Source organism: Victivallis vadensis, assembly GCF_003096415.1.
Lineage (GTDB): Bacteria > Verrucomicrobiota > Lentisphaeria > Victivallales > Victivallaceae > Victivallis > Victivallis vadensis.
Window position 1 is genome coordinate 109,172 of the sequence record NZ_QEKH01000003.1, and the last position, 22,113, is coordinate 131,284.

Consider the following 22,113-nt stretch of genomic DNA (forward strand, 5'->3'; position numbering starts at 1 on the left):
ATGATGTGCCGGATTCTGGCACGACAGGCGGGCGCGGGGGAAGATGCCATGTTCTACGGGCCGGGCTGAGATGCAGAAAGGCCCGCGCTTCATGGAAACGCGGGCCTCATATTTCGCCGATAGTTGTCACTTTTCCGGGAAGAACAGCACTTTCTGCTGGTCGAGTTCGACCTTGACCCCTTTGGCCTCGTCGAAGGTGCCGCGCAGCAGCTCCTCGGCGAGCGGGTCTTCGATGTACCGCTCTACCGCGCGCCGCAGCGGACGCGCGCCGAATTCAGGCTCGTATCCCTTGGCGATCAGGTATTCGCGGACCTCGTCGGAAATGTGAAGCTCCAGCTTCCGGCCGAGCAGGCGCTCGCGCAGCTTGCCCAGCTCGATATCCACGATCGACAGCAGGTCGGTCTTGTCCAGCTTGCGGAACACGATGATGTCGTCGACCCGGTTGATGAATTCCGGCTTGAAGAACTTCTTCGCGATTCCCAGCAGCTTTTCATCGCTCTTCTGGTTTCCCGAGGCGGCGTCGCCGCCGAAACCGAGCGGAGCCGCTCCCTTGCTGAGCTGTTCCGCGCCGACGTTGCTGGTCATGATGATGATCGTGTTGCGGAAGTCGATCCGGCGGCCGAGCGTATCGGTGATGCGCCCTTCCTCAAGGATCTGCAGCAGCATGTGCATCACATCCGGGTGGGCCTTTTCGATCTCGTCGAACAGCACCACCGAGTAGGGGCGGCGGCGGACCTTTTCAGTCAGTTCGCCGCCCTCGCCGTGGCCGACGTAGCCGGGAGGTGAACCGACCAGGCGGGAGACGTTGAATTTCTCCATATATTCGGACATATCCACCTGGATCAGCGCATCCGCGTCGCCGAACATGAACTCCGCCAGCGCCTTCGCCAGCAGCGTCTTGCCGACGCCGGTCGGGCCGAGGAAGATGAACGAACCGATCGGACGGGCCGGGTTCTTCAGGTCGGCGCGGCTGCGCCGCAGCGCGCGGGAGATGATCCCGACCGCGTTGTCCTGCCCGATCACCGATTTCTTCAGCTCCTCCTCCATGCGCAGCAACTTGGCGCTTTCGCCCTCTTCCATCTGCTGCAGCGGCACGCCGGTGAGCTTGGCGACCACGGCGGCGATGTCGCTTTTCGTGATCAGCGTCCGGGTGTCGGCGCACTCCTTCTTCCAGTTGGCGCGCAGGTCCTCGATGCGGTGTTTGAGTTCGCGTTCGACGTCGCGCCATTTGGCGGCGGCCTCGAAATTCTGCTCGACGATCGCGGCTTCCTTCTTCGACTTGGCCGCTTCGATGTCGGCTTCGATCGAAGCGGTGTCCGGCGGCGGGACTACGCTGCTGATCCGGGCGCGCGCCCCTGCTTCATCCATCACGTCGATCGCCTTGTCCGGCAGGAATCGCCCGGAGATGTACCGGTCGGAGAGCCGGACCGCCGCTTCGAGCGCGCCGGGGCCGTATTCGACATGGTGGTGCTTTTCGTAGGTCTCCTTGAGTCCGTCGAGGATTTTGATCGAATCCTCGATGCTCGGCGGATTGACCATCACCGGCTGGAACCGCCGCTCCAGCGCCGCGTCCTTTTCGATCCCCTTGCGGTATTCGTCGAGGGTGGTCGCGCCGACGCACTGCAGTTCGCCGCGCGACAGCGCGGGCTTGATGATGTTGGCCGCATCCATCGCGCCTTCGGCGCCGCCGGCCCCGACGATGGTGTGCAGCTCGTCGATGAACAAAATCACCTTTTTCGAGTTGCGGACCTCATCGATCACCGCCTTGATCCGCTCCTCGAACTGGCCGCGGTATTTGGTGCCGGCCACCATCAGCGGCAGGTCGATCGCGTAAATCATCTTATCCGCGAGCAGGTCCGGCACCCGCTTGGCGACGATCGCCTCGGCGAGCCCTTCGAGGATCGCGGTCTTGCCGACGCCCGCTTCGCCGATCAGCACCGGATTGTTCTTGGTGCGGCGGCAGAGCACCTGGATCACCCGCTCGATTTCATCGGCGCGGCCGATCACCGGGTCGAGTTCGCCCTTGGCGGCGAGTTCGGTCAGGTTGCGCCCGAAGGCGTTGAGCGCGGGCAGCGCGTCCGTGCCGCTCCCCTGCGTCCCCCCCTGCGGCGCATTGCCGCCGGAACTCGGCGGAACTGCGGAGTCGGACTCCTCCTCACCCTCGGGCAGGTAGTCCGAATCGAGCGTCTTGATGATGGTCTGCCGGACCTCGTCAAGATTCACGTTGAGGTTCTGCAGAATCCGGGCCGCCTGGCTTTCTCCCTCTTTCAGGATCGCCAGCAGCAGGTGCTCGGTGCCGATGAAGTTGTAGTTCATCGCCTGCGCCTCCTGCGCGGCGAAAACCAGCACCCGCTTCAGCCGGGGCGAAAGCGGCATCGGGCCGGCGGTCTGGGTGGCTCCGCCCACTCCGCAGCTCTTCTCCACCTCCAGCCGGAGCTGCTGCAGATTGAGTCCGAGTGACTTGAGCACGCTGACCGCGACTCCTTCGTTCAGCGCGAGAATGCCGAGCAGCAGATGCTCGGTGCCGATATAGTCGTGATTGAAACGCTCCGCCTCCTGCCGTGCCAGCAGCAATATTTGCCTTGCGCGCGGCGTAAGGTTGCCGAAACCGTTGTTTTCTTCAGATTTTGCCATGATGAAAATCCTCCTCTCTTCCTTAATTAAGGTAATATAATGCAGAAAACAAACTTGTCAACTATTGAAATGTGGCAGGGCAGGGGACATATTATAAAAATGTCGACTGTTTCAGTGAGGATTTTGGGATGAAAGAGAAGGTGATAGTGGCGCTTTCCGGGGGGGTGGATTCCTCGGTGGCGGCGGTGCTGGCGCAGCAGGCGGGGTGTGAAGTGATCGGAGTGACGCTCCGGCTGAAACATCCCGACCCGGAATTTTCGGCGGCGCAGCTGTGCGCGTCGAAAAACGACGAGGCTGCGGTGGAATCGATCTGCGCGAAGCTCGGCATCGAACATCACTATCTGGAACTCTTCCCGGAATTTGAATGTAAGGTGCTGCGTCCGGCGGCGCAGGAGTATGCCCGCGGGCGCACTCCGAATCCCTGCTGCGAGTGCAATTACCGGATCAAATTCGGCAAACTGGTCGAATTCGCCCGTTCGGTCGGGGCCGCGAAGGTGCTGACCGGCCACTATGCGAAGCTCTCCGAACACGGCGGCGTCTATGAGCTGCGCCGGGGGGACGACCTGAAAAAGGACCAGAGCTATTTCCTGTACCGGCTCGACCAGGCGATTTTGTCGATGGTGCGCTTTCCGGTCGGCGCGATGGACAAGGGCGAGGTGCGGCGTATCGCCGCCGAATACGGCCTTGTGACCTCCGACAAGCCGGACAGTCAGGATGCCTGCTTTCAGGTGCCCGGCGAGAGTTTCGGCGAGACGCTGCGGCGGCTGGAAAAACTGCCGCGCCGTCCCGGACTGTTCCGGTATCAGGGGCGGATCGTCGGGCGGCACAACGGCGTGCATGAGTTCACGATCGGCCAGCGCAAGGGGCTGAATGTCGCGCTGGGCGTGCCTGCCTACGTGGCCGGAATCGATCCCGAATCGGGCGATATCCGGCTGGAAACCGAACCGGAGCGGCTGCTCGCGTCGCGCTTTACCGTGGAACGGGTTTCGTGGCAGTCCGGCCGGGCGCCGGATCTGTCGGGGGAGCTGGAAGTGCAGATCCGCTACCGTTCCCGGGCGGTGCCGTGCCGGGTGGAGCCGGACGGCGCGGGCGGGGCGGCGGTGTTTCCCGCGATTCCGCAGCGGGCGGTGACGCCGGGACAGGCGGCGGTTTTCTATCGCGGCGACCTGCTGCTGGGAGGAGGCGTGATCGGCCATGCTGATTAAGGTGCTGGTGGTCGGCCGCCTGAAGGACCGGGCGATTCAGGCGCGCTGCGACGAATTTGCGAAGTGGCTCGGTCCGTATGCGAAGCTCGAAGTGCAGGAGCTGCCCGACTCCAATGTGGCGAAGGAGGGGCAGGCGATCCTGAAAGCGCTGGAGCGGGATCGTGGCGCGGCGCTGGTCGCGCTCTCCGAGGAGGGCAAGGAGTTCACCAGCGTGAAATTTGCCGAAGTGCTGGGGAAATTCGACCGCAAGGTGGTGTTCGTGATCGGCGGCCCCTACGGCCTCGCGCCTGAAATCCGGGCGAAGGCGGATCTGCTCTGGTCGCTCTCCAGGCTCACTTTTACGCATGAACTCGCGCGGCTGTTGCTGTTTGAGCAGCTCTTCCGCGCGGTGAACATCCTGCACGGCGGCAGCTATCACAACCCCTGAACCGTCATCGATTCCGCGCCGGCCCAGTAGAGCAGGGCGGCAAAGGGGGACCGGGGGAGCGGTTGTATTCGTCCTCCCCTGATATATCCCGCTGTTGGCGTCTGGGAGGCTCAGTTGAATTCGAAGGCCGTCATTGAGTGCGGCGGGAGCTTACAGCGGAACTCGTTTCCCATGACGCTTTCCTCACGACGTTCCGGAGTGAAATCGGCGACCGATTCGATTTTCTCCTGATACAGGGAGACGATTTTGACACGGGTGGCCGGAAAATCTTCCAGCTTCAGTGTTACGGGAATTTCCTGCTCATAGCTCCGGTTGAAGACAAGTAAGCCGAGACGCCTGCCGTCCGCCGACGTGGACGCGAAAGCGGAGAGGGCGGGATAGGCGGGAAAATGACCCGCCGGGTACGCCTTGATTTTAAGGTTGCGGAATTCGAGTCTCCCCGAGAGCGCTCCGCTGATATGCTGGAAGCGGATCAATAGTGACAGTTGGCTGGAATCATCGAGCATTTGAAGCGTCCGGGTGAATGGAGTCCACTCTTTTGCAGAATTTACTCCGTAAACGGCAGCCGCGCAATGGGTCGCGTTCCAGCCGCGCGCATCCATGAGGCCGAGCCCGAGAGTGCCGGTGCCGGTATTGCCGGAAGCGGGGAGGAAACGCGCTTCACAGGAAACCTCCACCTTCCATGCTTCGCCTTCCGGCAGTGACGCAGGGCGGTTGACTGTGACGAATGCGGGATAGGCTTCCTGATTGAATCGGTTGAGTTCCACGGCGACCGTGCCGTCCTGATGAGAACCGGAAAAGGCAAGCTCGGGAAACTTTCGGAACGGGGCGGGATTGTACGGAGCAAGCGATACTTCAAGACCGTCGCCGCCGCCGTCTACATATCGGTCGCCGTAGGAGGGCAGCACGCCGGGAGCGGCGGGAGCTTCCAGTCGGGGGGAACCGGAGACGGAACAGGCGACCAGCGTATCCAAAGTGAATTCCCGGAGCGTCTCGAAAAAGCGGGCTGCCGCTTTGAAGCCGGTTGGTTTCCCCGTGTAATTTTCCGGTATCTTACCCGGGATGGTGGTTATGACGCCGTACATGCCGTTCAGCAAGTACCAGTAGTTGGCCAGCAGGATATTCTCCTCGGGCTGGAGCAGTCTGCACCAGGTTTCGGCATTCGCCAGCCCGGCGAAAAAGCTGAAGCGGTAGGCGTCCGGTTTCGGGGAGGTGGAACTGAAGTTGAATTCGGTGAGGGCGAGCGGCAACTCTTTGCCTCCGAGGCGGATCAGTTTGCGATAGGCTTCCAGGCGGTGGCTGAATTGTTCGCCTCCGGCCATCGCGGTGTTGAAAGCGGTTTGCGGCGGCATCGAATCCACCTGAGGATAGTAACTGTGCACGATTGCAAAATCGGCGGCCGCGGCACAGCCGCGCGCCACGATCGGATCCCAGCTTCCGCCGGCATCATCCATCACGTAACCGGCGAGGATGGAAGGATCCACCTTTTTCATTGCGCCGACAGTGGCGTTGAAGTATTTGACGTATTGCTCCGGCGTATAACGGCGAAATGGTTTGTTGGCGTGATTGCCGTGGATGGATTCGTTGCCGATCTCGAAATATTTGACGTGGTAAGGCTCCGGACGGCCGTTGGCGGCGCGCCGCTGCGCCCAGGGATATTGCGGTGTGGCGGGCATATTGAGATATTCCACCAGATCCGCTGCGTCGCGGGGAATCTCGTCACAGGCAAGGCCGTAGTCGGTGACGATGATTTGGGGCTCGCAGTTCAGCGCTTCGCAGAGCCGGAGATATTCGTCAAGGCCGAACTCCCAGATTTTGCTGCCGCGTTGTTCGACCGGACCGATGCTTTCCTTCCAGCGGAAATTGTGGGCAAGACAACCGCCCGGATAACGGAGTGCTCCGAATGGAAAGCGTTTCATGGTATCGACGACGTCCTGAGCCGGCTTTCGGCCGACCGGGTCCCAGTATCCCTGAGCGTAAGTTACTTCCAGCGCTCGCGGTTCGGGAGCGTCCGCCGGCAGGCTGAAAAGTCCCCGGCTGTCGCCGCACTCGAAGTTCTGACCGAAGACCGCCTGACGGACCGGCCCGCGATCTTTTGCGGCATTTATCGTGATGGAAGCTTCGCCGGCAACAAGCCGGGAACTGAGGAGCAGAGAGAAAAGCAGTGCGAATCTGAGTGTCATTTGAAAAATTCCTGTTTATTCCAATCGGAGTGAATGGCTCGCTCCCCGGGACGGCTGCTGAAAGTCCCGGGATTGTTTTTTGCCTTGTGGAGGTTCATCTGCTGTACGTACACCAGAGTTGCTTGTTCTCGTCGGAGAGATCGTATTGAAAGCGCCGGTAATCCCGGCGTTCCACATGTCCGTCCCAGAAACCGGCGTTGAGGCTGTCGTTGCTGTGCCGGTAGGCTGCCTGCATATTGGCGGCTTCATCAGAGGAATGGGCCAGGGTCCGGTTAAAGGCAAGCCACCAGTCATTGCCGTCCGCCAGCATGAACCGCATGGAGGGATTGCGGACCCGCTGAAGCATATAGTGATTGGGTTCATCGTCAGCGACGCGGCTGCCGTCGAAACCGTAGGAGGCGTTGCTGCGATTGCCGTCGGCATTCATCCCGTAGCTGGATTCGATCGTCGGGATTTTCTTGCGGAGCGCCGGAGACTTGGGGCAGTAGATGCCCCGCGGAAGTTGAGTGTGCATTTTCACCCCGAAGAACTTCAGGAAGCCGGGCTGATCGTACCAGATTTTAACCTGTACTCTGCCGTTGTGCTCATCTGCGTACATCAAACAGAATTGTGTCAGTTGTTTCAGCGAGGCGGCGCAACGGACTTCCGCCGCCTTATCGCGCGCTTTGTTCAGAACGGGAAGCAGCATCGAGGCGAGGATAGCGATGATTGCTATCACAACCAGTAATTCAATTAGTGTAAAATATCGGCGGACTGCAGGACGCTGAAAGACGATGCCGCTCCGGGAAACATGCGGAAACCGCAGAGTTGAGAGGTTGAAATTCCGGGGGACTGGTTTGATGATTCTTTTCATGACAGGATTCCTTCTTGAGAAGTTGTGGCATACCGTGGCTGGTGCGTTATTTCCGTTGGATAAAGAGAACCGCGCTTCATAAGTTCGAGATCGGTGAGCAGATATTCCGGTTTGTTTTCCTGCCGCAGCGCGATTTTTCCGGCGATGATCCCCAACTGCATACCGGGCTGGCGCAGGGCGCTGACGCCGTTGTTTTCAAAATCGAAGCTGTCGCCGTAGACAAGCAGAAAAACATCCCTGCCGGGTTTCAGGCCGGAAGCGGCAAATTCCTCGAGCAGAAGCGGAACCAGAGCAGTCGTATGCACGAAAAACACCCGTTCACCTACGGAAAGCCGCTTTCGGAAGACAGTCGCGGCTTCCCGGTGCCAGTCAGTCTGGGGAACCAACGCCTCTCCAAGCTCCAGCGGCAAGTTTTCTTCCGTGATCCGGGCGGTGAATCCGGCTTCGACTTTCCGATAAAACGCCTGTTCGGATTCAAGATAGACGGAACAGACGCGGCGATGCCCGGCCCGGACCAGTTCACCGGCGGCAAATCGTCCCACTGCGGTATGGTCGACCGATACGGAGTGGATTCCCGGGTAGGAGACGCAACGGTTGACCGCGATGACGGAGCATTCCAGATCAGAGAGTTTTTTCATCGCCTGAATTTCATTTTGTTCCGGCGAGATCCAGATGGTGGGGGCCTCCCGGTCGGCGAGAAGTTTGTAGAGAAGCGACTCGGAATATTGTTCCAGACTGAACTGGCATTCAGTGCCGAGGGTGCGCATACGGGTTCACGAAGATCGCGGTCAACGGTAAAATCGAAAGCTTCTGATTATGAAATATCGGTTCGGTTTCTGGTTGGGGATGACGCTGTGCTTTTCGCTTTGGGCGGCGGAGTTGGCGGATTTCGGCGTCGCGAAAACATGGATGTACCAGGCGGAAGAAAGAGGGCAGTCGGCGGCTCGGGCTGCGGATGGCGGAACCGTTTTGCGCTGGGACGGGCAACGGGCGGGATACGCGGAACTGTTTCTGGCGGAACCGGTGCCGGTTCCGGGGAAAGGAGAGGGGATTTTCCGGTTGAAATACCGGAATTTGTCGGAACCGGCCGCTCTCCGTTCGATCAACCTGCGGCTGCGCGATCAAAAAGGGGAAATGTTCCAATGGAAGCAGAGGCCGGGAGAAAAGAATGGAGCGTTGTCTTTCGATGTGAGTGCGGATAATTTTTCCGACTGCTGGGGCGGAAACGGCAGGCCGGAGCTGCCGTTGGAAGTGGCGGGACTGGGATTCGATTTCGCTGCGGGGAGCGGCGTGGGAGCGATTGAGCCGGGCAGACTGACTTTTGAGGCGGGGCGTCATCTCCGATTCCCGGCACGGGAAGTGTGGCGTTCGTTCGGTGAGGATGAATTGTGGCAGCTTCAGGCTTACCGGGGGAGGGTGCACGCTGTTGAGGAGGCCGATTCGCTGACGGTCGACGCCGCCGCCGAGATTGTGATATTGCGCGATCGGGGATTGCAGCTTGAGACATTCGGCCGTCCCCGCGAGATGCGGTTCCGGGTCCGGCTGGATTCGGGGGAGGCGCAGTTCGCCCCGGAGCTGCGCGATTCGACCGGAAAAGTCCGGCTGCTGCCGAAACAGCGGTTGAAGCAGGGGGAGAATGAGTTGCGTTTCCCATTGCGGGAAGCGCTGCGGGAATTTTCCGGGCTGGTTTCGGTGGAGTGCCTGAAACTTTTCCTGCCGTCGCGTCAGGCGCGGGTGACTTTGGAACAGGCGGAGTTGAGCCGGGAACTGACTCCGGCGGAGGCGGTGCGGTTCCGGGTGGAAACCGGCAACGGGGTGCGGGTTCTGAAGCTGGGAGAGGAAAGGGCGCTGGCCGTCACTTTTACCAATACGCTTACGGACCGGCCGGTTGAACTGGCCGCCGGATTGGAAATCATGGATTACCACGGCAGGTGCAAGGTGTTGGAGAAAACGCTCCGGCTGCTTCCGGGGGAACGGCGGTGCCTGCCGCTCGACTGGAAGCCGGAGAGGTTCGGCTGGCATCGAATACGTTGCACGCTGAGCGATCGATCGGTCCCGGAGGAAAAACGGCAGGTTTCAAACAGTTTCGCCTACCTGAAACCGGCCGGGCCGACGCCGGGGCGGGCCGAAGGATTCCTGTTCGGGGTCTGTTCGCACCCGGAGCGGTGGGGAAAACGTGTCAGGGAACTGGAGGCCGAAGCAGCCGGGCTTTGCGGCGCCAAAGTGATGCGCGATGATACGGAGTGGAACCTGATCCAGCCTGAGCCGGGCATCTGGAACTATTCGCTGTTCGACCATATCGTCGAAGCGTTCGGCAAACGGGGGATTGAGCTGAATGCGATTCTCGCTTATTCGCCGCTCTGGGCGCGGGACCGGGAGCGGTTTCCGAGACAGGATGCGTGGCGGGCTTTCGTGCGCCGCACGGTGGAACGTTATCGGAACCGCATCCGTTTCTGGGAGGTCTGGAACGAACCGGATCTGCCCGGCTTCGCTCCGTTCGGTTCCGACCGGTATGTGGAGATGCTGAAAAACGCCTATACTGAAATCAAGCAGGCCGCGCCCGAAGCGGTCGTGCTGACCGGCGGTTTCGCAACCAGCGTCACGTTGCCGCAGATGCTTGCCGATCCGGATCGGCAGAAGCGGATTCTGGCGGAAGGCCGCGGCAGTTATCAGGTGCATGCGTTTCACGGTCACGGCGATTTTCCGTACTTCGCGCAGCTGGTCGACCTGAATCTGCTGCCGATGCGCCGGAAACTCGGCGTGACGGAACCGTGGTACGCCAACGAAACCGCCCTTACGTCCACCGAGGGAGGGGAACGCAAACAGGCCGAGACGCTGTTCAAAAAGCTGTTCCATGCGTGGAGCCGGGGTTCGATCGGCTACAACTGGTACGATCTTCGCGACGACGGGTACAGCAGGACGGACGGCGAACACAATTACGGCATGTTGACCCACGACTTCCTGCCGAAACCGGTCTATGCGGTCTACAATATGCTGGCCGGGACGTTCTCCGGGGCGGAGTTTCTGCGTCAGGAACAGGTTGCCGGCGCGAAGAATTTATGGCTTTTCACCTTTCGGAGCGGAAACACGCTTCTGCTGCCGGGGTGGAGTGAAAACTCCGGTTATGGCTGCCGCCCGGTCGCGGTGCGGACCGACGCCCGCCGCGCCGAACGGATCGACCTGATGGGCAATATCGAACCGCTGCCGCTTGTAAACGGGCTTCTGTTGTTTGAAATCGGCCCGGAACCGGCGACGCTCCGGTTGATTGAGGCGCACAAAAGTGAAATCGCCGGGTGTCCGGTCCAGTTGGCGGGGGGCGGTCTGGCGGTGCCGGGCAGGGAGTATCCGGTGACGGTGCTGCTGGAGAACCCGTTGGGTACGGCTGCCGATTTTGAAGTGGCGCTCACTGCTCCGGCCGGGCTGGAGTTTCAGGGGGAGACTTTGCGCCGCTTCCGGCTGGAAGCGGGAGAAAAGCGGCGTTGGAATTGTGTGGCCGTTACAGGCCGAACTTTCCGTGCCGCCGGGCAAGAACCGGCGGTGATCCGGCTGCGGTATGCGGTTTCCGGCACGCCGTGGAAAGGCGAGGAGAGCCTGACGGTTCGGGCGGCGGTGGCGATTCCTGCCGCGGACAGACCGGATCGCAAGCCTGATTTCCGGCTTGACCGGGTCGGGCAGGTGCAAAGTTTTTTCCGCAACGACCCGGCGATGTCGCATCTGGTCTGGAAAGGGCCGGAGGATCTGTCCGCCGAAATTCGGCTGGCGGCGGATGCGGAGGCGCTGGAGCTTTCGGTTGCAGTGCGCGATGATATTCATGTGCAGCCTTTTCGCGGCGCGGCAGTCTGGCAGGGGGACAATGTGCAGATCGGGCTGGCGTTCCCGAACCAGCGCGGTTTCTGGGAAATCGGCCTGTCCCGGCTGGAGGACGGAACGAGTGAGGTGTTCATATGGCGGGCCGCTTACGGCTTTGCTCCCGCCGTGGTTGCGAAACAGTTCCGCCTGATTGCAGAACGGAAAGGAACGGTCACCACGTATCAGGCGAAGCTTCCATTCCGGGCATTGGGGATTACCCCAGAAACGGCGCAAAGCGGATTCCGTTTCAATCTGGTGGTGAACGACAACGACGGAGGCGGGCGCGAGAGCTTTATGCGTATCGCGTCGGGGCTGGCCGAGTATAAACAGCCGGAATTATTTCCGTATGTGATGGTTGTTGAATAGAAAAACGGATGGATGATATGAAAGTCTGGAGAGTCCTGATATTGCTGGGAGCGGGGATCGCTTCGGCCGCTGTGGAAATGCCGCCCGTTTTTTCTGATTTCATGGTATTGCAGCGGGATGTGCCGTTACGTCTGGCCGGGCGTGGGGATGCCGGGGAGCAGATTACCGTTGAATTTGCCGGACAGCGCAGACAGACTGTTGTCGATTCAAATCGCAATTGGCAGATTCGGCTTGAACCGTTGGAAGCCTGCCGGGAGGGGCGTACTCTGTCGGTGCAGGGAAATACACGTCTTGAATTTTATGATGTATTGGTTGGGGACGTCTGGCTCTGCAGCGGCCAATCGAATATGTACTTCCGCGTGAAAGATGCGGCAGGCGGAACCGAAATAGCCGCCCGGCAGAAGAACCGGTCAATTCGGATGTTGAAGATTGAACCGGCGTGGAGTCGGGAACCGCGTGAATTGCTGGTGAAATCATGACAGACTGTTCGGCCGGATAATGCGCCGATGATGGGAGCGCTTCCGCTTCTCCTGGCGGAAGAACTGCAGCGGAACCTCGATGTTCCCGTCGGAATCATTGACAACAGTATGAGCGGCACCCGGATTGAGGTTTGGACATATCCGCCTGCGTTTCGGTCCGTTCCCGCTTTGCGCAAGACTGCGGAATGGGCCGAAGCTGAAATCGCACGTATGACAAGTTGGCCCCGGGGAACGTATCAGGGCAGATTGAATCGACTGCCGGCCCTGGTTTTCAATGCGATGGTCTGGCCGGTTACGCCGTTTCAGTTCCGGGGAGTGATCTGGTATCAGGGGGAAGGAAATCATACAGAGGGAATGTTATATGCGGAAAAACTGCGTGCGTTGACTGGCGGGTGGAGAAAACTTTTCCATAATCCTCAACTGCGGTTTTATATCGTTCAGTTACCGCCCTTCGATTATTGGGGGGAAGATCCCGGCATTATCCCTGAATTGCGCCGGGCGCAGCAATGTTTTGTGAAAACGGACCGCAATGCGGCATTGGTGGTGACCTCTGATCTTGGAGATCCTGCGGATATTCATCCGAAAGACAAGCGTCCGTTGGCAACACGGATTGCCGGAGTGATCCAGGCACGGGAATTTGAAGGAGATTCTGCCGGTTTTTCGCCAATGGCGCAACGGGCAATTTTCGAGGTGGAACACGTTGTCGTGGAGTTTGCCGATCCGAATGGACTCAAGTCCCGGGATGGCAAACCGTTGAATCATCTTGAAATCGCCGGAAAAGATGGAATATTTCATCAGGCGGAGGGGACAATTGACCATGAAAGGCTTATCATTGCATCTCCTCTGGTTCCCGAGCCGGTTTCCGTCAGGTTCGGCTGGCATAAGCTGGCAAATCCTAATTTAGTCAATCGCTGTGGAGTTCCCGCTGCTCCATTTAAATTTGATAAGGAAGCAGAAAGATTCGAGGGCGGTACGGATACAAAAGGAAGGCGGAACTGGATGGAAAAGAAATATACCGGTGAAATCACGACAAGCGCGGTTGGACGTCGCGCGGCTGCGGCACGATCACATGTCGGGAAACGCCCGCCACCCGCACGTCGCCATACCGTATCCGGTCGAATAAAAGATCAGGCCGGCCCGCCGCGCTGTTTTTACGGAGTGCGGTTGGCTTTGCGCTACAAAACCAACCGCCGGTAACCGCTTGCGGGCTACGCCACCTGACGGACCGGGAAGCGTTTTCCGGCCAGGTGCAGCAGGATGTCGTTGGAGGTCAGCATCCCGGCGATCCGGTTGCCGGAATCCCGGACCAGCAGCAGCCTGGAATCCAGCCCGTCTACATTTTCAAGCAACTCCAGCAAAGAAACCCCGGAGTTGACGTAGTGGACCGGCCGGATCAACTGCCGCCACTCTCCGGTGTGGAAAAGCAGGTCGCGGGCGGTCAGGCTGCCGACGATCTCCCCCGGGTTGCCGTTCCGGCAGACCGGATAGCGGGAGTGGCGCTCCTGAGCGATGCGGCTGAGCACTTCGTCGCGGCTCATCGTGTCGGAGAGCATGCGGATTTTATCCATCGGCGTCATCAGTTCGGTGACAACCTGATCCGCCAGTTCCGGCGCGTTGCGGATGATCTGTTCCTGCGTCGAGGAGAGCTGGTGGGTTTCGCGGGCGTGGGCGGCAAGCGCGCCGATCTCGCGGATGGTTTCGTCGTTTTCCTCTTCACTCTTGTTTTCCGCCGGCTCGAACGGGCGGTTGATCAGGTGCACCAGCGCGATCACCGGCGAGAGCAGCCAGACCAGTACGCGCAGCGTATTGGCCGTACCGGCGATCACGTGGCGGTTGAACCGCACGCCGAGCGTTTTCGGCAGGATTTCGGTGTACTGCACCATCAGCACGGTGAAGATCAGCGAAAACAGCCAGATGTAGCTGCTGCCGAAGAGCTTGTCGAACTGGGCGCCCGCGATGGCCGCGCCGAAGGTGTGGGCGGCGGTGTTCAGGATCAGGATCACGGCGATCGGTTTTTCGATATCCTCCTTGAAACGGCGGCAGATGCTGCCGATCCGGGGGCGTTTTTCGGCGATCAGGGCAATTTTGCTCGGGGTTATGCTGAGCAGCGCAGCCTCCATGACCGAGCAGAGAAACGAAACGGACATCGCCACGGCGATGCTGACGATAAGAAGAGTCATATAAAACCATTCAATCCTGTTGTTGTTGAAAAAAAATCTGAATTTCAAAAGAAAAACGGATCTTTTCAGCGACGCAGCGGGATCGGAAAGCGGTAGCCGCTCACGGGAAGTTCAACGGGAATCCGGACGCTTTGCAACTGGAACGCCGCAAGGCCGGGGATCGGTGAAAACTCGATTTCAACCGGTTCGGGGGAGTGTGCGAAAGTCCGGGAAACTTCGTCGTGGAACCGTTCGGAAAACACCGTTTCGAGGGATTCCTCCGGCTCGTCCGGCAAAGACACGGGGGCGGCTGCGGTGTTCAGGCAGAAAAAAGCAGCCGTCGCAAGCAGCAGGCAAAGACATAATCGATATAAGGTTTCGCTCATATAAAAAAATATAGCATACGAGTTGCGGAAATGCAAATCGCATGGTTTCTCCCGGAGCATAACTCCGGGAGAAAGGAGGATTATCTGGCAAGCAGGGCGGGATAGTTCAACTGCCAGTCGAGCCTGCCGAGGCGGCGGAGGTCGAGCAGCGCGTTGACCGCGGCGGCCGGGTTGTGGGCGGCCCCGGGAAGCGTCAGCGCCGCCTTGTTGAATTCACTGCTGCCGCCGGTCGCGAGCAGTTCGAGCGGCAGGTTCTCCGGAACCAGCCGGAAGCTCTTCACATAGAAGAAGCTGCTGAAAATGCCGAGTCTGGCCTTATCCCCGGCGACGGTGAATTTCGCCGGATACCTGGGCGGGTAAAGCTGCGACGCGATGAAGTTGATTTCGCCGTTGTAGCGGTCGATCGCGACCAGTTCGTCGGCCATCGAGGCGTTGCCGTCGCGGTTGATGTCCAGCTTGGCGAGTCCGAGCGTGACCCGCCCCGGCGCGTCTGCGTCGCCGCCTTTGAGCGTGATGGTGCGCGCAATCGCCTGTTCGATGTAGAAATCGCTGGCGATCAGGGAACTGCTGTTTTCCAGATGGATGCTGTACTCCGACAGTGTGGCAAGGCGGGTCATGATTCCGAAAATGCCGCCGGAGGCTTTGCCTTTGATCCAGACGGTTCCCTCGTAGCTGACCGGGGCGAAAATCGTGGCCGCGCCGGAGTTGATTGCGTGGATGTTCCCCTCGACATTGTCGAGGATCACGGTGTCGCGGGCGGTGAGGTTTTCCAGCCGGAACCCGAGCAGGAAAGGCATGTGCGAATACTTGCCGCGTACGTAAACGCTGTGGTAGGTCACGCGGGAACCGGTTTCCGACGGGAACTGCCGGATGTCCGCGCCGGTGCCGCCGAAGCCGGAAACGGTGCGGTCGGCATTGAACTTCAGGCCGTACCGGTTCACCGCGAAGTTGTCCAGCAGCAGTTCGCCGGAGGGACGGACGTTGATTGCGTTCTCTTCGGGCTTGCCCGCAAAGAGAATCTCCGAATACAGACCGCTGCCGCCGAGGCCGAAACCGCTGCCGGTGAGTTCAAGCGGACGGGTGGTGCGGTAGATGCCGCGCGGCAGGTAGGCGATTGCGCCGTTGCCGTGCTTTCTGGCGGCGTCGAGCGCCTTCTGGATCGCTTCGGTGTCGTCGGCGCGGCCGTCGCCTCTGGCGCCGAATTGGGTTTTCGCGTCAAAGAGTGCGGTCGGCAGTTTCACTTCCGCCGGAATGAAATCAGTGTCGGCATTGAGCGGGAGCGCGCCTTCCGGCAGGGGAACGGTGATGGCGCGGGGCGATTCTCCGGCGGTGAGCCGGGACGGGCCCAGCAGCGTGTTGGCGGCCAGCAGCAGGAACTGGTTGCGGTTCGCCTGCAGCGGAGCTTTTTGTGCGTCGGCGTGGCGGAAGGTATTGTCGAAGAGGGTCAGCGGCGCGCCGAAAGAGGTGATCGCCGCCGCGTCTCGCCAGTCGGCGACATAGCAGTTTTCGACCGTCATCGGACTGACCGAGTTGCCGAATTTCAGAAAAGTTCCGGCGTTGACCGACACGGAGCGGCGGATGCTGGAGGCGTGTTCCGGATTGGCGACCACGTCGGTGCCGTTGTTCTCAAAGCGGCTGTTGCGGACGTAGAAGTTGCCGTTGACGCACTCGACCGCGACCGCCTTGTTATTGGTGAAGCGGCAGCCGTCGAAGGTGTAGTTGTAGTCGTTGAAGGAGGTGAAGCTGATCGCGGTGCCGCAGTTGTCGAAGATGGTGTGCTCGAATGCGATTTCGGCGGTCGAAAGGCCGTCGATGCTGTTCTTTTCGGAGAGGACGCCGAACTTCGAGAAATTGCGGAATTCGCAGAACGCGTAATAGAGGTGGGTTTCAAACTTGTTGTCGTTGTCGTGGTTGAGTCCGGCGGCCGCCTTGCCGTTTCCGTCGAAGGTGAGGCCGATCATCCGGCAGTGGAGCATGCCCCGGTCACGCAGGATGGTGCCGTCCGCTTTCCCCTGCCAGCGCAGCACGGTGTTGCGGCCGTGGCCGTAGATGCCGGTGCCGAGCAGCCGCTTTTCCTTGCCCTTGAACGGAGGCTTTTTGATGATGACGAGTTCGGAACTGACCGGATAGACGCCGGGCGGGAAGTAGATTACGGTTCCGTCCTGAACCGCGTCGAACGCCTTTTGAAGCGCGGCGGTGTCATCGGTGGTCCCGTCGCCTTTCGCCCCGAAACTTTTCACATTGAGCCAGTCGCTGCCCGGAACCCAGTTCAGCTCCGGCAGCGGGACGGCGGCGGTCGCCGCGAATGCGGCGAACATCAGTAAAGCAAGCAATCGTTTCATCTGGTGAATTTCTCCTTGAGGTGATTTAAATTCAGTTGTCGGAAGTTCCGGGAGTCTTGCGGGCCCGCCAGTAGGTGTTGCGGAACGGGTGCCCGCCGTAGACGATGCCGATGTTCGCGGCGGCATGTCCGTCGGAGTAAAGGATGTTGACGCCGTTGCTGTGGCGGTAATCGACGAACTCGACGCCGTTCGGCCAGGTTCCGGCGGTGTCGGTCTCCTGAACCTTGCCACTGTTGGTGTGATAGTCGAGGCGGTAGCTGCTCGCATCCATCATCGCATATTTGGTGGAAGGCGATTTGATCTGCGAAATCTTGGCGCCGAGGAATCCGTCGTAGGTCTCAAAGTTATTGGTTCCCGTATTCTTGTTGAAAGAGGCGAAGCCGTTGGCGCCGTAGCTCATCTCCGCGCGGAGCGCCTTGCTGCCGAAGTAGCGGGTTTGTTCGCCGTTGGCGGGACAGTTCCAGATTCCCTGCGCGGAGACCGAAATATTGTCTCCGGCGTCGACCCGGCCGGGCAGCAGTCCGGTTTCGACCAGGTTGTGCATCCAGTAAGGCGAGGCGTTGCCGGAAAAGGACGCGCACGGAATCTGGCCGTCGTTCGAGTCGGCATAGGAGATGAAAGCCGTGCCGAACTGTTTCTGGTTATTCAGGCATTTGATTGCGCGCGCCTTATCCCGCGCCTTGTTCAGCGCGGGCAGCAGCATCGCCGCCAGAATCGCAATAATCGCTATCACCACGAGCAGCTCAATGAGAGTAAAATTCCGGCGCATCATACCGGGCATGTCAATGTGCCGGGTGCGTTTCACTTGTCGCATTTGTTTATCCTTTCGCTTGTCACTCATTTTCACCTCCGCTGTAAATCGATTGTTTTTAAGACCATTGCGGGCAACACGTTGACTTGTAAAATATTTTCATTGATTTCCCCCGACGCGAAGCGTCTTTGGAGTGCGGAGCCTGAAGGGCTTGCTCCCGCTCTGCGGGAGTAAGCTTCAGCTCCGCTTTCCAGTCGCACGTGATCATGCAGTCACTCATACGTTTAGCTACCTTTCCATGCCATTACAGGCAACAAACCGGGCGTTACGTCTTATGCGGATGGCTCCGGAGGGCCTTTTCAAGGCCTGCCCGCCTGCGGCGTGCACGATCGCCCGTCCGGACCTCCCCGCTCGCCTCGGACCTCCCGTTGACTTGCCAAGCACTTCCATTCGCGGGCGGCCCTAGCGGGCCTTACTTGTCGGGCTGCGCCCGTCAACTCTTCAACGTTCGCTGCGCTCACTACGCCAGAGGGGCTTTGCTGACCAACCAAAGCTCGCCAGTGCCAGCCGCCGCACGCCCCCCGGAGGGGCATTGGCGTGCGCACTCGGCCGCGGCACCTTGCCGCCCGCCGCACGTCCCCCCCGGAGGGGCATTGGCGTGCGCCCCCGGCAGCGGCACCTTGCCGCTTACGCCCCGGAACTTGGTACCAGCCGATGTTCAATTACTGTTTTTCGGATGTCCTCCCCCTGATAACGCCGGAAAATCAATTCAACGGTTTCATGCACCATCTGTTCCACGCTGAGTTCCAGCCAGAGGCAGGGGCCGGGAAAGAGCCGCGGAAACTCCCGGTTGCGATGGATGGCGACCAGCCGGTAATCGCGGACCGGATCGACTCCGCACTTCACCATGGCGGTCATCACGCCGGGCAGCAGGCTGTCGGGATAGATCAGCAGCCCGTCCGGCTGTTCCGGCAGGGCCCGGACCTCCATAAACTCCCGGTAGGCCAGCGTATCGTACTGATCTGGCGGAAAATCGATCAAATGATCGAATGTGAGATTGTGGATCAGCGAAATTCCCGTTTCGGCGAAGCGCGGCTCGACCATGCTGCGGATCCACGGCAGTCCGTGGTTGCCGGGCTGGTTGCGGATGAATTCCGGGTCCAGCGAGGTGATCGCCGCGACCCGGCGGCATCCCGCCTGCCGGAAAGCGCGGGCCAGAGGTTTCAGGAACCGCCCGTAATTGATCTCCACATGCGGCACCGCGGGATTGGTGGAGAGTCCGACCGCCGGAATCGGCAGCTTGATCAGCTCGGCGATGTTTTCCTTGCACAGGTCGACGAAGGCGACCGCCTGGACGGCTCCGCTCCGGGCGAGCCGGCGCAGTTCCTGCAGGCCATTGCCGCCGGCGTTGTCCACCACGATGCGGCAATGGAGTCCGCGCCGGATCAGCTCCGTTTCGAGCATCCGCAAATAGAGACGGCGGAAAGGGAAGATGCCGCCGTGGGCGAAGTCGGGCAGGTAGATCGCAACCCCGGTCAACTGCCGCCGCTTTTCCCGGACGAAAGTGCCGATCCGCGGTTCGCGCACGATCAGCCCCTCCTCAACCAGCAGCGTCAACGCCCGCTGCACATTGGGCGGCGTGGTGCGGAACTGCTCGGCGATCGTCTGGGAGGAGGGCAGCGGGGCGCCCGGCAGATATCTGCCGGTCTGGATTCCTTCCCGGAAATGGTGCGTGATCTCTTCCCGAATGCTCATGGAGGCCGGTCTTTTTTACATTTTATGTTAATAATGATACTAGTATTATACCAAACTCGAAACGCTTTGTCAATAGGGAAAAAGAATTTTTGGAAAGAAAAATGAAAAATGTCCGGTTTGAATCTCTCCGATGGCGGGGGAAAGGGAAGCGGCCGGCTTCCGGCAGGCGGACATGATTTATCCGTGTGCGGGATGGGAGAAAAGAGGCGGCGGGCGCGACGGCTGCCGCCCCTCCGTAACAGAAGTCATCTCCCGCCGGAAAACAGGATTACCGTTCGTCGTCTTTGAGGCGGGCGGCCGGTTCGTCGGGGAGGTCGACCACCTCGGCGTCGATCACCGCTTCACTGGCCGGGACCTCCGGCTCGGGATCGGGAGACGGGGCAGGGCGCTTCCGGCTCTGGAAATTCCCCCACTGGAATTTCGCGACCTTCACGCCGAAAAAGCTTTGCAGGATCATCAGCACGATTCCGACTGCGATCAGAACCGGAATCAATACGATCACGATTCCGAGGGCGACCAGGCCGAGGATGGCATAGACGATCAGTTTGACCGGGTTGTTCATGGATGGAATACTCCTTCACGGTTGACGCGGAGCGCCTCGTACAGCACGATGCTGGCCGCGTTGGCGAGGTTGAGACTGCGGTGGAACCGGCCGTTCATCGGAATCCGGTAAAGCCGGGAACGGTAACGGTCGTAAAATTCCGGCGGCAGCCCGCTCGACTCCCGGCCGAACACCAGATAGTCGCCGGGACGGTATTGCGCATCCCAGAAGCAGGTCTCTCCTTTTGTGGAGATGAACAGGAGATTCGCTTCGGGATTCTTTTTCAGAAACTCCTCCCAGTTCTCATAGATGGTGAGGTCAAGGTGCGGCCAGTAGTCCATGCCGGCGCGTTTCACATATTTATCCTCCAGTGAAAAACCGAGCGGCCTGACCAGGTGGAGCCGGGTTTCGGTGGAGACGCAGAGGCGGCCGATCGTACCGGTATTCTGCGGGATTTCCGGCGCGACGAGCACGATGTTAAAGGGCAGCATCTTCCAGCGCCTCCTGCCGCCGCATCCGGGCGACGAACATCGAATCGCAATCGCCGTCGTAGCTGAAAACCTGCAGCGTGCCGCCGGTCGGTTCGCCGGTGAGCGGATTCGGGAAATCCTCAAGCGTGTATTCGGGATGGGCCGCGAGGAAACGCTCCAGCACACCGCCGTTTTCCTCCGGGAACAGTGAACAGGTCGCGTAGATCAGTACGCCGCCCGGTTTCACCGCCGGAGCCGCCGCGGTCAGGACTTCGAACTGGACCCGGGTGATGTCGGTCAGTTCCTCCGCCTTCAGCGTCCAGCGTCCGTCCGGGTTGCGCCGCCATACGCCGGAGCAGCTGCACGGCGCATCGACCAGCACGCCGTCGAATCTGGCGGCCTGTTTCCCCTGATAGGGCTTGCCGTCCCATTCGCGGGTCCGGATGTTCGGAAAGCCCGCCCGCCGGGCGCGGGTGCGCAGGTCGTCGAGTTTATAGCTGCGGATGTCGGTGGCGACCACCGTGCCGGTGCGGTTCATCAGCGCGGCGAGCTGCAGCGTCTTGCCGCCGGCGCCGGCACAGGCGTCCAGCCACCGTTCGCCGGACTTGGGGGCGGCGGCGAGGCCGATGCACTGGCTGGCGAGGTCCTGCACTTCAAAGAGACCGTTGCGGAACGCGTCCAGCGTGAAAAGGTTGACCCGCCCGGTCACGGCAACCGCGTCGGCGATTTTGCCGTGGCGGCTGACGGACAGCCCCGCAGCGGAGAGGTCGGCGACCAGATGGTCGGTTTCGGCGGTCTGCATCCTGAGCCACATCGGCGGCCGGGCCGCGAGATCGGCCAGAAAACGTTCACGGTCCAAACCTTCGGGCAGGTGCGTTGCGATCCACTGCGGCAGCAGGTCGCCGTCGGCAAAAACGGCATCGACGCCGAAGATTTTCCCGAGCGCCCCGGCGCGGGCGAGCAGTTGATTCCGGGCTTCCCGGTCCGGTTTCGGCCACGGGAAGCCGAGCTCTCTGGCGATCGCGTCGGCGGCGGGCAGATTCCGGTAATCGAGGTAAAGCGCGGCGAAGAGCAGCGCGTCGAGTTCGAGGCGGGCCAGTCGGATTTCACCGCGTTCGATTTCAACGAGCCGTTCGGCGGGCAGGAATTTGCGCAGCAATCCCCAGTAGCGGAGCATCGCGTAGACCGCTTCGCCGATGAACTGGCGGTCGCGGGAGCCGCACTGCCGGTTTTCGCGCAGCCACGCGGAGAGCACGCGGTCGGCCGGTTTCCCGGAGCCGAACACCGCCTGCAGGACGGTGCGCGCCGCGAGGTTGGCGGATTTCAGCTGCGACCGGAATTTATTGAGATTGAGTTCCAAAATAATCTGTTCCTTTGAAGTTGCTGGGTACATTCAATATAACATAACTCCAAAGGGACGTTTTTTACAGTGCCGCAAGCGGAAATCTTGCCGGAAATCTCCGCTCTTTCGCAACGTGTCGGGAGAGGAATCTGAAATGCGGGCATGTGAGATTGAATTTTCCTGAAAAAATCGGACTTTCTCGTGTTCAGTGATAATAAAACGCCGCTCCGGCGCGTTGCCATGGTGTAGTTGATGGCTTTTTTCCGTTATTCTACTGTTTTTTTTATGATGTTGACTTGAAAAAAAGGGTGAAAAACGCTAATTTCCATAATTTGTACGTACAGATCATTGATACAGGCAGGGGGATGGTT

17 protein-coding genes are annotated in these 22,113 nt (G+C 60.1%); 5 read left to right on the forward strand and 12 right to left on the reverse strand.

The window, feature by feature from the left end:
• Positions 1–126: 126 nt before the first annotated feature.
• Positions 127–2,634 (reverse strand): ATP-dependent Clp protease ATP-binding subunit, encoded by a 2,508-nt coding sequence (locus C8D82_RS02730; RefSeq protein WP_116882736.1) that lies wholly within the window; start codon positions 2,632–2,634, stop codon positions 127–129.
• Positions 2,635–2,762: 128 nt separating this feature from the next.
• Between C8D82_RS02730 and mnmA the strand changes: the two genes are divergently transcribed.
• Together mnmA and C8D82_RS02740 are read left to right on the forward strand one after the other, a co-directional pair.
• The gene (gene mnmA, locus C8D82_RS02735; protein ID WP_116882737.1) at positions 2,763–3,839 is read left to right on the forward strand and encodes a tRNA 2-thiouridine(34) synthase MnmA; all 1,077 of its coding nucleotides are present in this window, start codon (positions 2,763–2,765) and stop codon (positions 3,837–3,839) included.
• Positions 3,829–4,266, forward strand: a complete 438-nt coding sequence (locus tag C8D82_RS02740) for a 23S rRNA (pseudouridine(1915)-N(3))-methyltransferase RlmH (RefSeq protein WP_116882849.1) — start codon at positions 3,829–3,831, stop codon at positions 4,264–4,266. The genes mnmA and C8D82_RS02740 overlap by 11 nt, the downstream gene beginning before the upstream one ends.
• 110 nt (positions 4,267–4,376) lie before the next feature.
• On the opposite strand, the gene C8D82_RS02745 is transcribed toward C8D82_RS02740, so the two are convergent.
• From C8D82_RS02745 to C8D82_RS02755, 3 genes are all read right to left on the reverse strand, one after another.
• Positions 4,377–6,449, reverse strand: a complete 2,073-nt coding sequence (locus C8D82_RS02745) for a hypothetical protein (protein ID WP_116882738.1) — start codon at positions 6,447–6,449, stop codon at positions 4,377–4,379.
• A 94-nt stretch (positions 6,450–6,543) separates the two neighbouring features.
• Entirely contained in the window at positions 6,544–7,302 is a 759-nt protein-coding gene (locus tag C8D82_RS02750) for a type II secretion system protein (protein ID WP_116882739.1), read from the reverse strand.
• A complete protein-coding gene (locus C8D82_RS02755) occupies positions 7,299–8,069 on the reverse strand; it encodes a LacI family DNA-binding transcriptional regulator (protein WP_116882740.1) in 771 nt (256 codons plus the stop codon). Before C8D82_RS02755 ends, C8D82_RS02750 begins: the two co-directional genes overlap by 4 nt.
• Positions 8,070–8,118: 49 nt before the next feature.
• On the opposite strand from C8D82_RS02755, the gene C8D82_RS02760 reads away from it, so the two are divergent.
• The 3 genes from C8D82_RS02760 to C8D82_RS02770 are packed head-to-tail and all read left to right on the forward strand — an operon-like array spanning position 8,119 to position 13,193.
• The gene (locus C8D82_RS02760) at positions 8,119–11,517 is read left to right on the forward strand and encodes a sugar-binding protein (protein WP_116882741.1); all 3,399 of its coding nucleotides are present in this window, start codon (positions 8,119–8,121) and stop codon (positions 11,515–11,517) included.
• Between the two features lie 17 nt (positions 11,518–11,534).
• A complete protein-coding gene (locus C8D82_RS02765) occupies positions 11,535–11,996 on the forward strand; it encodes a hypothetical protein (protein WP_116882742.1) in 462 nt (153 codons plus the stop codon).
• A gap of 27 nt (positions 11,997–12,023) precedes the next feature.
• The gene (locus C8D82_RS02770) at positions 12,024–13,193 is read left to right on the forward strand and encodes a sialate O-acetylesterase (protein WP_116882743.1); all 1,170 of its coding nucleotides are present in this window, start codon (positions 12,024–12,026) and stop codon (positions 13,191–13,193) included.
• A gap of 11 nt (positions 13,194–13,204) precedes the next feature.
• On the opposite strand, the gene C8D82_RS02775 is transcribed toward C8D82_RS02770, so the two are convergent.
• The 8 genes from C8D82_RS02775 to C8D82_RS02815 form a co-directional block, all read right to left on the reverse strand.
• Entirely contained in the window at positions 13,205–14,176 is a 972-nt protein-coding gene (locus tag C8D82_RS02775) for a CNNM domain-containing protein (RefSeq protein ID WP_133245031.1), read from the reverse strand.
• 65 nt (positions 14,177–14,241) lie between these two features.
• Positions 14,242–14,457, reverse strand: a complete 216-nt coding sequence (locus C8D82_RS20520; RefSeq protein WP_133245032.1) for a hypothetical protein — start codon at positions 14,455–14,457, stop codon at positions 14,242–14,244.
• A gap of 164 nt (positions 14,458–14,621) precedes the next feature.
• Positions 14,622–16,883 carry a glycosyl hydrolase family 28-related protein gene (locus C8D82_RS21510; RefSeq protein ID WP_207776054.1) on the reverse strand — a complete coding sequence of 754 codons (2,262 nt, stop codon included), beginning with the start codon at positions 16,881–16,883 and terminating at the stop codon, positions 14,622–14,624.
• A 31-nt stretch (positions 16,884–16,914) separates the two neighbouring features.
• Positions 16,915–17,697, reverse strand: coding sequence for a prepilin-type N-terminal cleavage/methylation domain-containing protein (locus C8D82_RS02795; RefSeq protein ID WP_116882746.1), 783 nt, complete (start codon positions 17,695–17,697; stop codon positions 16,915–16,917).
• 624 nt (positions 17,698–18,321) lie between these two features.
• Complete coding sequence (locus C8D82_RS02800; protein WP_116882747.1) at positions 18,322–19,389, reverse strand: GntR family transcriptional regulator; 1,068 nt, start codon at positions 19,387–19,389, stop codon at positions 18,322–18,324.
• 268 nt (positions 19,390–19,657) lie between these two features.
• A complete protein-coding gene (locus tag C8D82_RS02805) occupies positions 19,658–19,951 on the reverse strand; it encodes a hypothetical protein (RefSeq protein ID WP_116882748.1) in 294 nt (97 codons plus the stop codon).
• Entirely contained in the window at positions 19,948–20,421 is a 474-nt protein-coding gene (locus C8D82_RS02810; protein ID WP_116882749.1) for a tRNA (cytidine(34)-2'-O)-methyltransferase, read from the reverse strand. Before C8D82_RS02810 ends, C8D82_RS02805 begins: the two co-directional genes overlap by 4 nt.
• Positions 20,408–21,760 (reverse strand): RsmB/NOP family class I SAM-dependent RNA methyltransferase, encoded by a 1,353-nt coding sequence (locus C8D82_RS02815; RefSeq protein ID WP_165832794.1) that lies wholly within the window; start codon positions 21,758–21,760, stop codon positions 20,408–20,410. Before C8D82_RS02815 ends, C8D82_RS02810 begins: the two co-directional genes overlap by 14 nt.
• Between the last annotated feature and the right edge of the window lie 353 nt (positions 21,761–22,113).